Source organism: Bacillus cereus group sp. TH152-1LC, from assembly GCF_027710505.1.
Taxonomy (GTDB): Bacteria; Bacillota; Bacilli; order Bacillales; family Bacillaceae_G; genus Bacillus_A; species Bacillus_A mobilis.
In genome coordinates, this window is the sequence record NZ_JAQFNK010000001.1 from 1 (window position 1) to 16,664 (window position 16,664).

Below are 16,664 nucleotides of genomic sequence, written 5' to 3' on the forward strand. Positions count from 1 at the left end.
GAAATGGACTTCGCCTTTGGTAGCAAGAATCCCACTGACGTTAGTCAGCTTGCCCCTTTAGGGGTGGGAGTGTCAATTAGTGATTAGCAGTTTAAAGAAAAAATAGCTATGTAAACAAATGTTACAGAAACAAAAAAAGAATCTCCGTTTTATAAACGAAGATTCTTCTAATTTCTATTGGAGTTTCATATCAGTCATTAATACTTGTACTTTCCCTTTTCCCGTTTCAGTAGAAGTAAATAACGTTGGTTCTTTTTCTATAGAAGTTGAGTGATAATAAACATATAAATGTCTTACACCGCTTACATCTACAGTAACGTCTTTCATTGGTGAATCACTTGTAACTTGTTCATGTAGTAATGGAGTTCCTGTTGGATTCCCATCTCCTTCTGAATTAAAGTCATCACCGTAAATAAAGACTTCATAAGTTCCGCCTTGTCCTTTGAATTTCTCTCCTGCACCTAATTTAAACTTTAATGTTTTAAATTCCTTACCTAATGAATATTCATAAGTAGCACGTTCAGAAGTATCTCCTATGCCGTGATTCCAGAATGTTCTATCTGATTGGATTCCATTATAATATTTTTCTCCATTCACAGCAGTAAATCCATCTAATCCTAAATCATCAAGATAGCTTTCATTATCTATGATTGGTAAATCATCTAAATGAATTGGTCCAGAATACTTCTTGCCTTTTGCTGCATCAAAACTAAATAGGATGCCATCAAAATCAAAGTTAATAATAGAACTATTATCTTTTGCAAACGGAATTTTTGATTCTAATGTCATAGTGAAGTCAACCGGTATACCTGCAAAAAGTTCAGACTGTTTCATTGAAATAGAAGGAGTCCCGTATTTATGAATAAAAGGTCTCGTATAGTGGAGCTTGCCATCATCAAATGTCATGTCCTTTTTACTTTCAATTTTCCCGCTAATTTTTAACTCTTCTGATTTTGTTGAGTCAATATAAATATTATCGATTGTCAGCTTAAAATCATCATTTTCTCCCTTGATGTTTAACTTATCAGCAGAATTATTAGTAATCATTTTTAAAGCAGGAATTTTTGTTGTTCCTGTAGGTTCTTTGAAAGTTAAACTTTTCACATCGACTGGATTATTATTATTTTCATTTTTCTTAAAGCTGTAGTCCATTCTCATTAATTTCGTTCCGTCTACTTTGCGCAGTGATTCATAAACTATAATCATCGAATCTTTCACGAATCGATATCCTGAAAAGTCAGCCTTGCTCAATTCTTCGGATTTTCCAGAATCTGTTACGAATTTTAAATTAACATCAGGAATTGTTGCATTTTTTAGTTCTCCATCTAATTGGATTGCCGCCACAATTGTTCCTTCTGGAGTAATTGTTTCACCAATAAGCGTTGCCTTTCCTTTGCTGTTTTCAAATAAAACTTCGTTTCTCTTGTTTACAGAAATTTCTTCTACAATGTTCGGTTCTTTTTCAGCTTCTTTTTTAGAATTTCCAGTTTTAGAGACTTCTACTTGTTCCTCTGAATTTGTTACCTTTTCTTCTTTGCTAACTTTTTCTTCCTTAGCACACCCAGCTCCAAGTGCTAAAGACAAACTCATAACAGCAATCCCAATCTTTTTCATAATTTGCTCCTCCTTTTTTTGGATACACAGTTCCGTCTTTCCTATACAGGAAAACAATTCCTAACACATAGTATTATAGAATTATGGATTTGACAAGACCCGCCTTAAATTCTACTTTTTTCGTTCCTTTAATATGTACGTCTTTTCTAGTTGCCATAACTCATTTCCACCACTGTCTCTGTGTTTCTAAATTGATAATACCGTAAAAATTACGTAAAATCAAGTGCGGAATACTGAAAATGAAAATGTTTGTTTTTAAATAAAATAGATTTTCTGAATTTATGTAAATTCTAAATACAAGAATTTTCTAACAATAGAAATTAGTTTTATATATTATTTAAAGATTTGGTCTGGTAATTTTCTATAAATGAAGATAATTAAAATACATTTATTTTAATTGCTATTTTCTGCTATGTAATTAATGGTTTAAAGAATGCTTCTCTATGTATTTATGTATTGCGAAAACAAAAAAATCCTCGTTTTATAAACGAAGATTCTTTTAATTTTTATTGAAGTTTCATATCAGTCATTATTAATTGTACTTTTCCTTTTCCAGTGTCAGTAGTAGTGAACAATGAATCCTTATGTTCTATCGTATTTGAGTGATAATAAACATATAAGTGTTTAACCCCGGTTACGTCTACCGTAACGTCTTTCATTGGTGAATCACTTGTAATTTGCTCATGTAATAATGGAGTTCCTGTTGGGTTTCCGTCTCCTTTTGTATCAAAGTCGTCCCCATAAACAAAGACTTCATAAGTTCCGCCTTGTCCTTTAAATTTCTCTCCTGCACCTATTTTAAACTTTAATGTTTTAAATTCTTTACCTAATGTATATCCAAAAGTAGCACGTTGATACTTATCGCTCACACCATGATTCCAGAATCCTTTATCTGATTGGATTCCATTATAATATTTTTCTCCGCTCACAGCAGTAAATCCATCTAAACCTAAAACCTCCAGACGGTCTTTATCATCTACAATTGGCAATTCATCTAAATGAATTGGTGCAGAATACTTCTTGCCCTTTGCTGCATCAAAACTAAAAGGAATGCCATCAAAATCAAAGTTAATAATAGAACTATTGTCCTTCCCAAACGGAATACTTGAATCTACTGTCATAGAGAAGTCAACCGGTATACCTGCAAAAAGTTGAGACTGTTTCACTGAAATATTAGATTTCCCTTCTTCATGAACAAAAGGTCTTTTATAGTGGTATTTACCATTATCGATTGTCAGGTCCTTTTTGCTTTCGATTTTCCCGTTAATTGTTAACTTTTTAGATGTCGATGGGTCGATACTAATACTATTAATCGTCAGCTTATAATCATCATTTTCTTTCTTGATGTTTAAATTATCAGCAACAGTATTAGTATTGTTGGAAGCATTGCTACTACTAGAAGTATTACTATTGCTATTACTATTACTATTACTAGAAATATTGTTATTGGTAATCATTTTTACAGCAGGGATTTTTGTTGTTCCTGTAGACTCTTTGAAAGTTAAACTTTTCACATCCACTGGAAATTTATTTTCATTTCTATTAAAGCTGTAGTCCAATCTCATTATTTTCGTTCCATCTACACTACTGCCTGATTCATAAACTAAAAACGTTGAATCTTTCTCGAATCGATATCCTGAAAAGCTAGACTTGCTCAATTCTACATCTTTACCAGTATCAGTTATAAATTTTAAATTAATATCAGGAATTGTTGCATTTTTTAGCTCTCCATCTAATTGGATTGCTGCCAAAATTTTTCCTTCTGTAGTAATTGTTTCACCAACAAATGTTGCCTTCCCTTTGTTGTTTTCATATATAACTACGTTTCTCTTGTTTACAGAAGTTGCTTCTATGAGGTTCATTTCTTTCTCAACTTCTGTTTTAGGATTTTCAGTCTTTGAAGTTTCAGTTTTAGAGACTTCTACCTGTTTCTCTGGCTTTTTTCCTGTTTCTTCTTTACTAACTGTTTCTTCCTTAGAGCAAGCCGCTGCTCCAAGTGCTAAAGATAGACTCATAATAGCCAATCCAACCTTTTTCACAATTAGTTCCTCCTTTTTGAATACATAGTTTTGTTTTCCTTATACAGGAAATTAATTCCTAACGACATGTTATTATAATTTTATGAATTTTACAAGTATTTTCTTTGAAGGGAAGATTGATTGTCTATTAAATACTAAATTTGTAAGGAGTGGATTATATATGTCAACTATTTCCCTATGTATGATTGTAAAAGATGAAGAAAAACATCTGCCAAATTGTCTAAAAAGTGTTAAAGAATTAGTGGATGAAATCATCATTGTTGATACAGGTTCAACAGATAAAACTGAAGATATTGCAAAGGACTTTGGAGCACAGATATATCATTTTGAATGGATTCAAGATTTTGCAGCAGCAAGAAATTTCTCTTTAGAAAAAGCCACAAAAGAATGGGTTTTATGGCTAGATGCAGACGAATCTATTGAAAAAATTAATATCAATGAATTAAAAGAAAAACTAAATACTACTAATCAATTAGGTTTTGAGGTCGAAATTCATAATTTATTAGTAGAAAACAAGGCTCCTTTAATTCATAAATCCATTCGACTTTTTAAAAATGGATTAAATATAAATTTTATGAATAAGGTACATGAGCAACCTTCGATTCATAATAATAATATTCCATATTACGAAGTTGGTACTCTTCCTATTGCGATAAATCACATAGGTTATCGTGAAGATGTTGTGATTGATAAAGATAAGCAGGATAGAAATTTCAAGATTTTAAAAGAAGAATTAAAAAACAATCCAAACAATCGTTTCTTGCATTTCAACATGGCAAATGAATATTTGCGAAATGAAGATTATCATAATGCCCTATACCATTACAAAATTGCTACAAATAATAAAAAAGATAACGAAATGTTGTCTCATTCTTTATTGAAAATGGTACTGGCGCTATATGAATTAAAGAGATTTGATGAAATGTTTGAATTGCTAAACGAAGGTCAAAAAAGATTCCCAGATTACACTGATATTTATTATTCAAAAGCTGACATACTAGAGAAATTGGGTAGAGATGAAGAAGCGAGATATCTATATGAATTATGTTTGAAAAAAGGAAATCCAAAAAAGAATTACATTACAAGGCAAGGTGTTGGAGACATTTTACCACAGAAAAAACTTGTAGATTTATACTTAAAAAGTGGGTTTTATAAAAAAGCAGCAGCTTCCCTGCTACAGTTAATTTCCTTTAATAAATATGATTTAAAAGTTGTAACAAGTTTAATGAAATTATATAAAATAAATTTCTCAGCATTTGATATAGAAATGGTAATAAATGAATTATATCCTGGTGATGATGAACAGGATATGCGCCTTAAATTGGAATTATCATATTTGTTAAGATTGGGAAATCTATTTGCAAAGACATATCCTAAAACAAAAAGTTTCTTATCCGAAGAATTAATAACTCAATTCGATGTATTTTATCACCTATCGAATCAAGAATTTGATATAGCAAAAGAGTTATTGATAAAAGAAGAACCAAAAGAAGAGCTATATTTGATACAGTATTATCTATTCACAAGAGACGCTTCTATATCTGATTATGCTAATGATGACGTGAAAAAATTAATTAGATTTTTGGATACGGGAAAAAGAAAAGACGCTTTTCATATGTCTAAAAATACATATATTCTCTTTATGGATGAAGCAATTAGAATTAAAAACGAAGAATTTATAACAAAAGGATTGGACCTTTCAAAAATATTTAACTCTATTGTTAAGGGGGAATTAGGTAATTTATTCTATTCTCATTTAAAATATGAATTGGCTGCGGAATATTATGCAAAATATTTAATTGAAAATGAAAATGATTTTATGGTTACGCTCACGGTTGCAGAGATTTACTTAGCTCTTGGTCTTGAATTGGATGCATTAAAATTTGCTCATAAGGCAATGAAACTAAATGAAACACATTTTCGTTCAATGGAAATTATTTTAGAAGTATACAAGAGTTTGAATGAAATGGAACAAGCCAATTCCCTAGCAAAAGAAATGGCTAAGTATTTCCCATACGACAATTATTTGAAGCAATTTTAAAAGGTGATATTATTTCACCTTTTATTTTTTTTATCATTTCTAAATACTCCCCTTTCTTGAAAGAAAGACTCCTACATGTTTTTCTGTTAACTTATCGGTTTATTCATGAATGAATTCTAATGATATTTTGAATTCAATCTTAAAAAATTATATTTTTAATACCCTACTCCCCCGCTGATTCGTGCTTGACGTTTGGGTCTTCTTATTAAAAGTGCTAAAACTCTTCATTAAAAATTATAATCTTAGTTCAAAATGTGCCGATGGTTTATTTAGAACCCTTACTTGGTCGAAGATAGGAGGAATTTTATGGATTTAACCACGATAGTCGGTATAATTTTAGGAATCATTGCTATTGTAGGAGGGATGATTTTTAAAGGAGCATCAATATCAGCTCTAATAAACCCGGCAGCAATAATGATAATTTTGGTTGGGACTACAGCTTCTGTTTCAATAGCTTTTCCTGGAAAAAACTTAAAAAAGTTTCCTACATTACTAAAGATTATTTTTACGAACAAGAAAAATCAATTAACTTACCAACAAATTTTAGAGATGTTTATGAGATGGACAACGGAAAGTAGAAAAAACGGAATTTTGTCTCTAGAAAAGGAGTTAAAAGAAATTGATGATGAATTTGTTCGAAAAGGATTAAAGTTTGTTATTGACGGTGTAACTGCACATGAAATCGAAGCACTATTAGAAAACGAAATAGAAACAATGGAAGAAAGACATGCTAAAGGCGCACTACTCTTCACCCAAGCAGGAACTTATGCTCCTACTTTAGGGGTATTAGGAGCAGTTATCGGTCTAGTAGCTGCATTAGGAGACTTATCTGATATTGAAAAGATAGGACATGCAATCGCAGGTGCTTTCATTGCAACACTTTTTGGTATATTTACAGGTTACGTCTTATGGCATCCTTTCGCTAATAAACTAAAACAAAAATCTGCTGAGGAAATGGAAAAGAAAAAACTTGTTCTTCAATGTCTTCTTTTATTACAAGCTGGTGCTTTTCCGTTTCTTATGGAAAACAGAATTTTAAGCGCAGTTTCAGAAACAGAGAGAAAATTATTATCTAACAAAGATAAATCGGGAGAAAAGAAATAATGGGAAAACATAAAAAACATAAAAAACATGAAGAACACGTAGATGAATCTTGGTTAGTTCCTTATGCAGATGTGTTAACTCTTTTATTAGCATTATTTATTGTTTTATTTGCCATGAGTTCTGTTGATTCACAGAAATTCAAACAATTAATGCTTTCTTTTAATGAAGAATTTAAAGGAGGCACAGGAAGAGAAGAATTCTTAAGTCAAGAAGCCGCAAAACAACCTGAAAATTTAAAAGAAAAACCTGCTGCAAAACCTGATTCGACGAAAGAATTAGAAAAAAAATTGAAAGCGCAAGAAATGAATGAATTGAGACAACTGAAAAAGAGAATGGACCAATACATAGCAAAAAATCATTTAAGCTTATCTTTAAAAACAACTTTAACAGAAAGAGGATTAATGTTAACGATTTTAGATAATGCATTATTTGATTCTGGAAAAGCATATGTCAAAAAAGATTCTATACAATTAGCTCATGAAATCTCAAAGCTTTTAATTTCTAAACCTCCAAGGGAAATCATGGTTTCTGGTCATACAGATAATGAACCTATTTCAAATTCCGAATTTAGCTCGAACTGGGATTTAAGTGCGCAAAGAGCGGTGAATTTCACGGAAGTCTTGCTAGAAAACACTGAACTGCAACCTGAGAAATTTAGTGCGATTGGTTATAGTGAATATCATCCAGTAGCATCCAATGACACTAAAGAAGGAAAATCGAAAAACAGACGTGTAGAAGTGCTAATTTTACCTTTAACAAAACAATATTATCCAAACCTAAATAAATAATAAAATTGTACTTTTATAACTATTTAATATACAAAAGCAAGGTGATTCATAGCCTTGCTTTTTTTGATGATTCTCTTTATGTTTCTTCTCCCCTGCCTAGTAATATTTTGAAGGACTTACTTGCTATATCTCTAATAGATGGTATAAGAAGGAAGAGATTTCAAAAAACGCTTAACAGGTAAGGGAGTGTCTTTCACTTCTTTGTAAGATTAATTTTTTATAAATTAGGGGTTGATAATATGTTACAGAAATATTGGAAACCTTTATTGGCAACTAGTCTTGTATCTGTAGTTATGGTCGGTTGTTCTAACGAAAAACAAATCGCACCTGATAAAGAACAAGAAGTTACTAAAAAAGGTGATTTTAAACTTGATGCATACTATAAATTAAATGATAAAGATACTTTAGTAGAAGTAAATGGGAAAAAGCTTACTGTTGCAGAAGTGAAAAAGAACACTTTTGACCAAATGTTTTTAACGGAGATAAATCAATTTATAGAAAAACAGTTAATTTTGAAAAAGTATCCAGTATCAGATGCAGAGGTTGACAAAACCTTGAAAAAATACGGGAAAGTGGACGGAGTTGAATTAGATAGAGAACAAATTCGTCAACAAATGGCTTATGACAAAGCTGTACATGATGGAATTAAGGTTACTGATAAAGATTTAAAAGAAATTTATGATGCCAATTATAAAAATTCCGGAAAAACTTTTGAAGAAATGAAACCACAATTAAAAGAAATGGCTCCTTATTATTTTGGAAACAAAGTTTCTGAAAAATTAGCTAGCATAAGAACAAGTGAAGGTGTTTCATTTAAAGACAAAGAGTTGGAAAAACAAATTAATGATTTATTTGTAAAGCCTAAAACTAATAAAAACAATACACAAAACGAACCCGGAAAGATACTTGAAAAACAATAAATAAAGAACCAATTCTTTTGGAATTGGTTCTTTATTTATCAACTATATTTCTTTCTCTTTCTGCGACTAATAAGGAAGAAAAAAAATCTACGTTCTCTTTTGTTTCTTCATATAGTCTGATTGCATGTTTTCTTTTTTCTTTCCACTCATCATTTTTGTCTTTAGACATATACAAAGAATCCAAAACTAATTCATAATGAACTAGCTCAAATTTCTCATTCACATAATCCTTTAATAATTCATCATAAGAGCGAAAAACATAGTTGTCCTTTATCGCATCCATTATAACTCCCCTATTTTCTTCATATTTTTTTACAAAAGTTTATAAAATGTATTATATAGTACACGAATTAAAAAAAGTTCAGAATATCCATTTTATATAATTAGTAATATTTTCATTGCGATTACCGTTATTTATTATAGCTTGGCTATGTGAACATTTTAAAATTTTAATTTTTGAAAGGGGTATTTACAAGTGAGTGAAGAAAAAAAAGGTATTCTTTTAGATAGCGGAACGAATGAACTAGAAATAGTTACTTATACGGTTGGGAAAAATTTGTTCAGTATCAACGTTATGAAAGTGAGAGAGATTATTCACCCTTCATACGTAACACCAATCCCAGAAAGTCATCCAGCTGTAGAGGGTGTTCTTCAAGTTCGCGGAGAAATTATTCCCGTAATTAATTTAGCAAAAGCATTAGGAATTCAATCTACTACTGCTCCAGAAGACTCAAAATTTATTATTGCTGAATTAAATCAAATGAAAGTCGTTTTTAGAGTCGATGAGGTTCATAGAATCCAAAGAATCTCCTGGAAACAAATTGAGGAACCGTCTTCTCTTTCAATGGGATTAGAAGATACTACTTCCGGAATTGTAAAATTAGATGAGAAACTTATTTTGATGCTAGATTATGAAAAATTAGTATACGATATTAGTCCAAGTACCAATATGAGTATAAAAGATATCGAAACGTCGAGCGATAAAAATTTAGAAAGAAGCGATAAAGTAATTTATGTCGCAGAAGATTCTGCAATGTTACGTCAATTACTTGAAGACACCTTGAGAGCTTCTGGATATAACAATTTAACATTCTTTAAAAACGGTGAGGAAGCATTAATCCATATAGAATCAATATCAAAAGTGAATAAGATAACAGACGTTGTTCATTTATTAATTACAGATATTGAAATGCCTAAAATGGATGGTCATCATTTAACAAAACAAATCAAAGATAACCCTAATACACAACAACTACCTGTTGTTATATTCTCTTCGTTGATTTCAAATGAACTTCGCCATAAAGGTGACGTCGTAGGTGCAAATGCGCAAGTATCTAAACCAGAAATTAAAACATTAATTAATGCAATTGATAATTTATTGCTAGTTTAACAATAAATGTGCACATATATCTATGTGTATTCAAAAGGTGCTGATTAACAGCACCTTTTGAATTAAATTATATATTTAAAAAAGTAAATTAAAATTTTAAAGGGGGCTATTAATGATGAAAGAAACACAAGGCATTCTTTTGGAAAGTGGGACCAATGAATTAGAAATCATTACATTTAAAGTTGGTGTTAACTTATTCAGTATTAATGTTATGAAAGTGAAAGAAATTATCCATTCCTCTGAAGTAACAAGTATTCCTGAAAGCAATCCAGCAGTAGAAGGCATACTTCAAGTACGTGGGGAAATTATTCCTGTGATTAACTTAGCAAAAGCATTAGGAATTTCATCTCATGTTTCTAAGGAAAATTCGAAATTTATTATAACTGAATTGAATCATACTAAAGTCGTTTTTCGAGTTGATGATGTTCACAGAATTCAAAGAATTTCTTGGAAACAAATAGAAGAACCTTCTTCTCTTGCTATGGGATTAGAAACAACAACAGCAGGTATTGTAAAATTAGACAATACAATTATTTTAATGTTGGATTACGAAAAAATAATTTACGAAATTAGTCCAAATAATAACATGGTTATAAAAGATAAAAGTCTTTTGGATAAAAGAAAAAATGAAAGAAAAGGAAAAAATATTTATATCGCAGAAGATTCAGCTATGCTGCGTCAAGTTATAAAGGACACACTTGAATCTGCTGGTTATGAAAATTTAACATTCTTTAAGAATGGTGAAGAAGCATTGATTCGTATTGAAGAGTTGGCTTCTAATAAAAATAGCAAAATAACAGACAGTGTTAATTTGTTAATTACCGATATAGAAATGCCTAAAATGGATGGTCATCATTTAACCAAGAGGCTCAAAGAAAGTGAAAATACGAAGGAATTACCTATAGTCATTTTCTCATCATTAATATCGAATGAACTATATCATAAAGGAACATCTGTTGGTGCAGATGCACAAATCACTAAACCAGAAATAACAGAATTAATTAATACAATTGATAATTTGTTATTCTAATGTCAATGAATGAAAAACAGAAAAGGATTTTCAATACCTTCTCTGTTTTTTTATGGATAATCAATTTATTTTTTCTAATAATAGCGTATCTTCCTTTATATCTATCTTTTCAATGGTAACTGTTTTATTGACTGTAACACAATAACGAAATTGGTCTTTGATGATTTTCAAAGTGTCAGGTGACAAAACCTTATTTGATGGATACATGGTTTTTGAATAAATATGTTTTAAAGCATTTTCAGCACCATCAAAACTAACAGAAAAAATACCTGAACGTTTTCCATGCAATGCGTTTAAAATACTATCTACTTCTCTAGGAAATAGTTCATCTGCTATAACTCTATCAAAAGGAAGTAATAACCCTTTTGCAATCATGTCCATGTGTGGATGTATTTTTGTTTGGTCTCCAATGATATCAGAATTACTATTAAAACCAATTTTAAATACCATTCCCTCTCTTTCTGAGATATCGATTTCATTGTAATCGTCGAAGACTAATAATTTTTCACTTGAATCTAGAATATTAATTATGCTTCTCAGAATCGTTGTTTTACCTGTTCTTTTGTCACCTACAACTAAAATGTTTTTTCCTTCCAATAAGATATTTTTCAAAATGTCGATATCTTTATCATTTAACGAAACACCACTTTGCGGAACAATTTGTTTGTTTTCATTCACGGTCTCAATTTTCTCTCCCATTCTATCAAAAAACACAGTGAACACTATAAGATGCTCTTCTTAAACTTAGATACATCTTTCGTTCTAATATTCTTTGAAAAAAATAGATTTTGTCGCCTTTCAATAATTGTCCTTCTAGCGAGGGGCAGAATAAATGTAAAAGATTCCAAAAAAGCCCCCCTTCAAAAAGGGGGTGCTCTATTTAAACAGGGAGATTTTTATTTTTTTCCTGCTCTTTAGAAAAGTTGAAAAATCTTTGTTTATTTTTTTGATAAACCTAACTTTCGCTTCCTTAGATTTCCACATCTCCAGTTTTCTATATCGTTTTTAAAGCTTCTTATCGTTTTTAGCATATCTTGTATTTCTATTGTCCAGCATCCCCTCTTTATCACTAATTTACTCTTAACAGCTTCGGCTACCCTCATACGTTTTTCCTCTTGAATCATATAGAAAACTAAATTAAATACGTCTTTATTTTCTTCGGAATTATTCATACAATAATATAACTCTAATTCGTAACCTCCACACTGTTTAAGAATACGAATTTCTCGAACTCCCTTTTCTATGGTTTGAGAAAATTTCATTTTCTCTTCTTCTACTCTTAATTTAGCAAATTTACCCCCTAAAAAAGAAAAATCTGCGGGATTACATTTTATATGCAAGACAACTCCCTCATTTCCTAAATTCTTCTAAAATTATATTACTTATTATATGTGAAATCTTATTATTAGCACAAATTATAATCGTTTTAAAACGCTCATTTTTTCAACTAAAACAATTTGTTGACTAAATGTTTTTTCCGTGATAAAAAATTAAAAATTTGAACGTTTTTGCATTAATTAATCAGGAGGTTATTATGCTGAAAAAATATAGGTGTGAAATTTGCAACAAAGAACTAGATAGAGGCAATGTTTGTGATTCATGCAGTGAAGAAATCAATGGATTTATAAAGTCAATAAAAGAGCGTTTGAAAGAAGTTAGAAAAAAACGTGAAGAACAAGAAAAATAAAAGAAACCAATAGTATGTGTACTATTGGTTTCTTTATTATTTCAGTTTTTCACAATCTACAATTAACACTACTTTTCCATCTCCTAAAATCGTAGCACCGGAGAAGTAGTTATTTGATTCTTTAAAGAAATCACCTAAAGATTTTAATACTATTTCCCTTTGTCCTAAAATCTTATCAACTGCAACAGCAACGGTTCTTTCGTTGTTTTTAATAATAACAACTTGTAACCAATCCGTCTTATTACTTTCTAAGAATCCTTGTTTATGGAACAAATCTCTTAAAGAAATAATTTGTATTGTTTTTTCTCTGTAATTGATTACGTGCTTATGTTGAATGTTATGAACTTCTTCAGGAGAAAGCCTCATACTTTCAACAATATTACCTAGTGGAAACGCATAGCGATTTCCTGCTGTTTCAACAAGCATTGATTGGATAATAGATAACGTTAAAGGTAATTCAATTGTAAATACGCTACCTCTTCCTTCTTCTGATTGAACCGATAAGTTTCCGCCTAATTTAGAAATAGTTGTTTTAACAACATCTAAACCTACTCCACGCCCTGAAATATCTGATATTTTTTCTGCTGTACTAAATCCTGGTTGGAGAATTAAGTCATATACTTCTAAATCTGAAAGCTTCAAAGCATCAGACTCTGTAATAATTCCATTTTTAATTGCTTTTTCAACAACGCGTTTGCGATTGATACCGCCACCATCATCAGTAATTTGGATTACTACACTATTACCGCTATGGAATGCTTCTAGACAAACTGTTCCCGTAGAATCTTTTCCTGCTGCTACACGTTTTTCTTTAGTTTCTATTCCGTGGTCAACAGAATTTCTAATTAAATGAACTAGAGGGTCCCCAATTTCATCAATTACAATTCTATCAATTTCTGTATCTTCACCTTTGATAATTAAGTTGATACTTTTCCCTAAATCTTTTGCCAAGCTTCTAATCATTCTTGGGAAACGATTAAATACAGTTTCTACTGGAACCATGCGCATATTTAAAACTATATTTTGAAGTTCCTTAGATACATTTGCCAAACGTTGTAATCTTTCATTTAATTCTTGATTTTCCATTTGTTGTGCAATCTCTTCAATTCTACCTCTTTCGATAACTGTTTCTTCAAACATATTCATTAAATCTTCTATTTTTTCAATATTCACGCGAATAGTTTGGCTAGCTGCTCTTTTAGTAGAATCTACATCTGCTTTTTTAGGCGTTGCTTTAACATTTGCTGGTTCTTGTTTAGTTACTTCTCGTTTAGGGCTTGGTACATTTGATGTTTCAGTTTTTTTTGTTTCAACTTCTTTGGTTGTTGACTCTTCGATAATGTTTTCTACTGTAACATTCTCAATTTCCGAAACTGATGCTGCCGTTTTCTGAATTTCCTCATTTGATGCACTAGAATAGAGAGAAATGTTAATAACTAATTCGATTTCTTCTTTCTCTATATCTTCCACTGAAGGTACAGTATTAACAATTTCGCCTAGTGAAGCTAAAGAATCAATCACCATCAAAGCACGAACACTTCTCAACAAACAATCTTCTCTCAAATGGACTGTTATCTGATGCGTAGCATCGATTTTATCTTCTTGAGATTCAAAAGTTTCTGTTTTAGGATTTTCAGAAACAATGTTGGAGCCTCCATTTAATAGTTGTTTTAATCTATTAACTGTTCCACTCACGTCTAAATGACCTTGACCTCCATCTTGGATATCTACAACCATTCTCTCAAGGTTATCAATACATTCAAAAATAACATCAATAACTAAGGAATTGACACTCATTTTATTATTTCTTATAGAATCTAATACATTTTCCATTTCATGAGTTAAGTTCGAAATATCAAGAAATCCCATAGTTGCTGCCATACCTTTAAAGGTATGAGCAGAACGGAAGATTTCACTTACAACAGTTATGTCTTCTGGGTTATTTTCTAGTTTTAAAACATTTTCATTTAAAGCTTGAAGATGTTCTTGGCTTTCTTCCAAGAACATACTTATAAATTCTTGCTCCACTTATACTCACACCTTTCCATTATTGTAATGCTTTGCGAAGAGCTTCTAATACACGAGGACCTTGGAATGGTTTAACAACAAAGTCTTTTGCTCCATTACGTATAGCATCTAAAACCATAGCTTGTTGTCCCATTGCTGAACACATTACTACTTTTGCATTAGGGTCCATTTCACGAATTCTTTTTAGTGCCTCAAGTCCATCTACATCAGGCATTGTGATATCAAGTGTAACAATGTCTGGTTGTAACTCTTTATATTTTTCAACTGCTATCTCTCCGTTTTCTGCTTCACCAACTACTTCAAAATCGCTTTCGTCTTTTAAGAAATTCTTAATCATCATTCTCATGAAAGCTGCATCATCAACAACTAAAACTTTATAAGCCATTATAAAACCTCTCCCTTACCAAGATAAATAATATTGAGACCATTTAATATACATCTCAAATTGCAAAAATAAATATGACACAAAAAAACAAATTGTGTAAAAAAATCAAAAGATTCTACGGTTTTGTCGCAATATAAAATGGAGCTATTATATATAACGAGAATTTTTAAAAAATCAGAAGGAGAATTGTTATGAATTTTATTCTAAGCTGCACATCTATTCTTTCGACTTTTTTGCTTCGTTTCTAAATTTCACTTTATTTGCCACACAACCATGTAAACTTCTATTTAAATTTCTAATATAATAGACATATCCTTGTAAATATATATTACCAAGCTCATTTCTTTCTTAGGATTTTAACTGGAGTGTGTATTCTTCATTAAATAGTATAAAAACCTAATTCTAAATCCTTTTTTTATTCATAAAAACAATATCGTTTCGTAATAAATCAGCAATTATGAAATTAGAACAAATAAACGTAAAGTTATAATAACATTGCGTTTATTTGTTCTAATTGTCCATGTGAATCTGTATGATTAACGTTTTGCACGAAGTATTTCTTTAACAACTTGTTCTTCAGCCTTTACATTGTAACAACTTCTAAATGATTCCGATAATCTTCTTTTTTCACTTTTATTTAACTTATTAATTGCATTACTCATTGTGTAATAAGCATACTCATCTTGTGAAACCTTGATTATTGCATTTTTCCACTCATAAAATTCAGCATTTTTTTCTTGATGGTTATCTGCGCTATTTGGCATTGGGATAATAATTGATGGAATTCCAAAATAGGACAATTCTGTAAGTGTTGTTGAACCCGCTCTTGCTACTACCACTTCTGCTGTACTATAAATATCTCGCATGTCTTCAATAAAACCATAAATTGTGAGGTTGGTAATCTCTTCGTCTAATTCGAAGTTTCTTCCAGATAACAAAGCGACTTGTTTATCGGGATTCTCTTTTGCATACTGAATAGCTAATTGATTTATGAATTTAGCACCGCCGCTTCCTCCCATAAACACAACATTTGATTCTTTACGAACCAATTCTCCTTTGTATCTAGATAGATTTCCTATTAATTTCTCGTTCTCTTGTTTATCATAAGGAAACGAATGAATAAAAGAAGTCGCTCCTTTTCGGAAAATCCTATTAACAAGACCTACTACGGTATTTTGTTCATGGATAATATAAGGTATCTTCAAATAAGATGCAGCTGCCAAAACGGGAGCAGTTGTAAATCCTCCTGTTGAATAAACTACATCTGGTTTTATTTTTTTAAAACATCTCAAGGAACTTAGAATACCTCTTGTGTTATCAATTACAAATTTAATGTCTTTTTTTAGTGTACTTCTTGATGGAATTGCACAAAAAGGAATATTTCTTTTAGCAGCTTCTTGTTTTTCAATACATTTTGGATTTCCGAAATAGAATACCTCGTGCCCTTCTCTTCTAAGTTCTTCGCAAATTAATAAAGCTGGGAATAGGTGTCCTCCTGTTCCTCCACCTGTAACAACCACTTTCATTTTCAAAACCCTCCTCAATCAAAAATTAAAAATTCGTATGTCTCTATCTATTTATTGAGGCTAAATTGTGGATTCCCTTACAAAATTCAACACTTTTATGATTTAAGCAATA

The 16,664-nt window shown here is 30.9% G+C and carries 15 protein-coding genes; 7 read left to right on the plus strand and 8 right to left on the minus strand.

All coding sequences use genetic code 11. From position 1 onward, the window contains the following. Nucleotides 1-174: 174 nt before the first annotated feature. Together PDL00_RS00005 and PDL00_RS00010 are read right to left on the minus strand one after the other, a co-directional pair. A complete protein-coding gene (locus tag PDL00_RS00005; RefSeq protein ID WP_270725155.1) occupies nucleotides 175-1,614 on the minus strand; it encodes an NPCBM/NEW2 domain-containing protein in 1,440 nt (479 codons plus the stop codon). A 506-nt stretch (nucleotides 1,615-2,120) separates the two neighbouring features. Continuing rightward, a complete protein-coding gene (locus PDL00_RS00010; RefSeq protein WP_270725156.1) occupies nucleotides 2,121-3,653 on the minus strand; it encodes a hypothetical protein in 1,533 nt (510 codons plus the stop codon). Between the two features lie 160 nt (nucleotides 3,654-3,813). Here PDL00_RS00010 and PDL00_RS00015 point away from each other — a divergent pair, with 160 nt between their 5' ends. From PDL00_RS00015 to PDL00_RS00030, 4 genes are all read left to right on the plus strand, one after another. Then, the gene (locus PDL00_RS00015) at nucleotides 3,814-5,694 is read left to right on the plus strand and encodes a glycosyltransferase (protein WP_270725159.1); all 1,881 of its coding nucleotides are present in this window, start codon (nucleotides 3,814-3,816) and stop codon (nucleotides 5,692-5,694) included. A 306-nt stretch (nucleotides 5,695-6,000) separates the two neighbouring features. Then, nucleotides 6,001-6,798 (plus strand): flagellar motor stator protein MotA, encoded by a 798-nt coding sequence (motA, locus tag PDL00_RS00020; RefSeq protein ID WP_098007082.1) that lies wholly within the window; start codon nucleotides 6,001-6,003, stop codon nucleotides 6,796-6,798. After that, nucleotides 6,798-7,586 carry a flagellar motor protein MotB gene (gene motB, locus PDL00_RS00025; RefSeq protein ID WP_098007081.1) on the plus strand — a complete coding sequence of 263 codons (789 nt, stop codon included), beginning with the start codon at nucleotides 6,798-6,800 and terminating at the stop codon, nucleotides 7,584-7,586. The genes motA and motB overlap by 1 nt, the downstream gene beginning before the upstream one ends. 239 nt (nucleotides 7,587-7,825) lie before the next feature. Continuing rightward, nucleotides 7,826-8,506 (plus strand): hypothetical protein, encoded by a 681-nt coding sequence (locus PDL00_RS00030; protein WP_270725163.1) that lies wholly within the window; start codon nucleotides 7,826-7,828, stop codon nucleotides 8,504-8,506. Between the two features lie 31 nt (nucleotides 8,507-8,537). Here PDL00_RS00030 and PDL00_RS00035 read toward each other — a convergent pair whose 3' ends face one another. Then, nucleotides 8,538-8,789 carry a hypothetical protein gene (locus PDL00_RS00035; protein ID WP_270725165.1) on the minus strand — a complete coding sequence of 84 codons (252 nt, stop codon included), beginning with the start codon at nucleotides 8,787-8,789 and terminating at the stop codon, nucleotides 8,538-8,540. 192 nt (nucleotides 8,790-8,981) lie between these two features. Here PDL00_RS00035 and PDL00_RS00040 point away from each other — a divergent pair, with 192 nt between their 5' ends. Both PDL00_RS00040 and PDL00_RS00045 read left to right on the plus strand, forming a co-directional pair. Continuing rightward, on the plus strand, nucleotides 8,982-9,896 hold the full coding sequence (locus PDL00_RS00040; protein WP_270725166.1) for a chemotaxis protein: 915 nt from the start codon (nucleotides 8,982-8,984) through the stop codon (nucleotides 9,894-9,896). A 115-nt stretch (nucleotides 9,897-10,011) separates the two neighbouring features. Further along, nucleotides 10,012-10,926: a chemotaxis protein gene (locus PDL00_RS00045; RefSeq protein WP_270725168.1), complete on the plus strand. Its 915-nt coding sequence runs from the start codon at nucleotides 10,012-10,014 to the stop codon at nucleotides 10,924-10,926. Between the two features lie 60 nt (nucleotides 10,927-10,986). Here PDL00_RS00045 and PDL00_RS00050 read toward each other — a convergent pair whose 3' ends face one another. Together PDL00_RS00050 and PDL00_RS00055 are read right to left on the minus strand one after the other, a co-directional pair. After that, entirely contained in the window at nucleotides 10,987-11,604 is a 618-nt protein-coding gene (locus PDL00_RS00050; protein WP_270725170.1) for a hypothetical protein, read from the minus strand. Between the two features lie 260 nt (nucleotides 11,605-11,864). Beyond that, nucleotides 11,865-12,266, minus strand: a complete 402-nt coding sequence (locus tag PDL00_RS00055) for a hypothetical protein (RefSeq protein WP_270725172.1) — start codon at nucleotides 12,264-12,266, stop codon at nucleotides 11,865-11,867. 194 nt (nucleotides 12,267-12,460) lie between these two features. Between PDL00_RS00055 and PDL00_RS00060 the strand changes: the two genes are divergently transcribed. Then, nucleotides 12,461-12,613, plus strand: a complete 153-nt coding sequence (locus PDL00_RS00060; RefSeq protein WP_170953069.1) for a hypothetical protein — start codon at nucleotides 12,461-12,463, stop codon at nucleotides 12,611-12,613. Between the two features lie 36 nt (nucleotides 12,614-12,649). Here the strand turns inward: PDL00_RS00060 and PDL00_RS00065 are convergent, their stop codons facing one another. From PDL00_RS00065 to PDL00_RS00075, 3 genes are all read right to left on the minus strand, one after another. Next, the gene (locus tag PDL00_RS00065; RefSeq protein WP_270725175.1) at nucleotides 12,650-14,641 is read right to left on the minus strand and encodes a chemotaxis protein CheA; all 1,992 of its coding nucleotides are present in this window, start codon (nucleotides 14,639-14,641) and stop codon (nucleotides 12,650-12,652) included. A 19-nt stretch (nucleotides 14,642-14,660) separates the two neighbouring features. Beyond that, nucleotides 14,661-15,026 (minus strand): response regulator, encoded by a 366-nt coding sequence (locus tag PDL00_RS00070; RefSeq protein ID WP_098006716.1) that lies wholly within the window; start codon nucleotides 15,024-15,026, stop codon nucleotides 14,661-14,663. Between the two features lie 536 nt (nucleotides 15,027-15,562). Then, nucleotides 15,563-16,552: a UDP-N-acetylglucosamine--N-acetylmuramyl-(pentapeptide) pyrophosphoryl-undecaprenol N-acetylglucosamine transferase gene (locus PDL00_RS00075; protein WP_270725177.1), complete on the minus strand. Its 990-nt coding sequence runs from the start codon at nucleotides 16,550-16,552 to the stop codon at nucleotides 15,563-15,565. Nucleotides 16,553-16,664: the final 112 nt, after the last annotated feature.

What these genes read in the sequence shown, in the direction of transcription:
- PDL00_RS00005 (WP_270725155.1), bottom strand. Translation starts at nt 1,614, where the DNA reads ATGAAAAAGATTGGGATTGCTGTTATGAGTTTGTCTTTAGCACTTGGA.
- PDL00_RS00015 (WP_270725159.1), top strand. Translation starts at nt 3,814, where the DNA reads ATGTCAACTATTTCCCTATGTATGATTGTAAAAGATGAAGAAAAACAT.
- motA (WP_098007082.1), top strand. Translation starts at nt 6,001, where the DNA reads ATGGATTTAACCACGATAGTCGGTATAATTTTAGGAATCATTGCTATT.
- motB (WP_098007081.1), top strand. Translation starts at nt 6,798, where the DNA reads ATGGGAAAACATAAAAAACATAAAAAACATGAAGAACACGTAGATGAA.
- PDL00_RS00030 (WP_270725163.1), top strand. Translation starts at nt 7,826, where the DNA reads ATGTTACAGAAATATTGGAAACCTTTATTGGCAACTAGTCTTGTATCT.
- PDL00_RS00035 (WP_270725165.1), bottom strand. Translation starts at nt 8,789, where the DNA reads ATGGATGCGATAAAGGACAACTATGTTTTTCGCTCTTATGATGAATTA.
- PDL00_RS00045 (WP_270725168.1), top strand. Translation starts at nt 10,012, where the DNA reads ATGAAAGAAACACAAGGCATTCTTTTGGAAAGTGGGACCAATGAATTA.
- PDL00_RS00060 (WP_170953069.1), top strand. Translation starts at nt 12,461, where the DNA reads ATGCTGAAAAAATATAGGTGTGAAATTTGCAACAAAGAACTAGATAGA.
- PDL00_RS00070 (WP_098006716.1), bottom strand. Translation starts at nt 15,026, where the DNA reads ATGGCTTATAAAGTTTTAGTTGTTGATGATGCAGCTTTCATGAGAATG.
- PDL00_RS00075 (WP_270725177.1), bottom strand. Translation starts at nt 16,552, where the DNA reads ATGAAAGTGGTTGTTACAGGTGGAGGAACAGGAGGACACCTATTCCCA.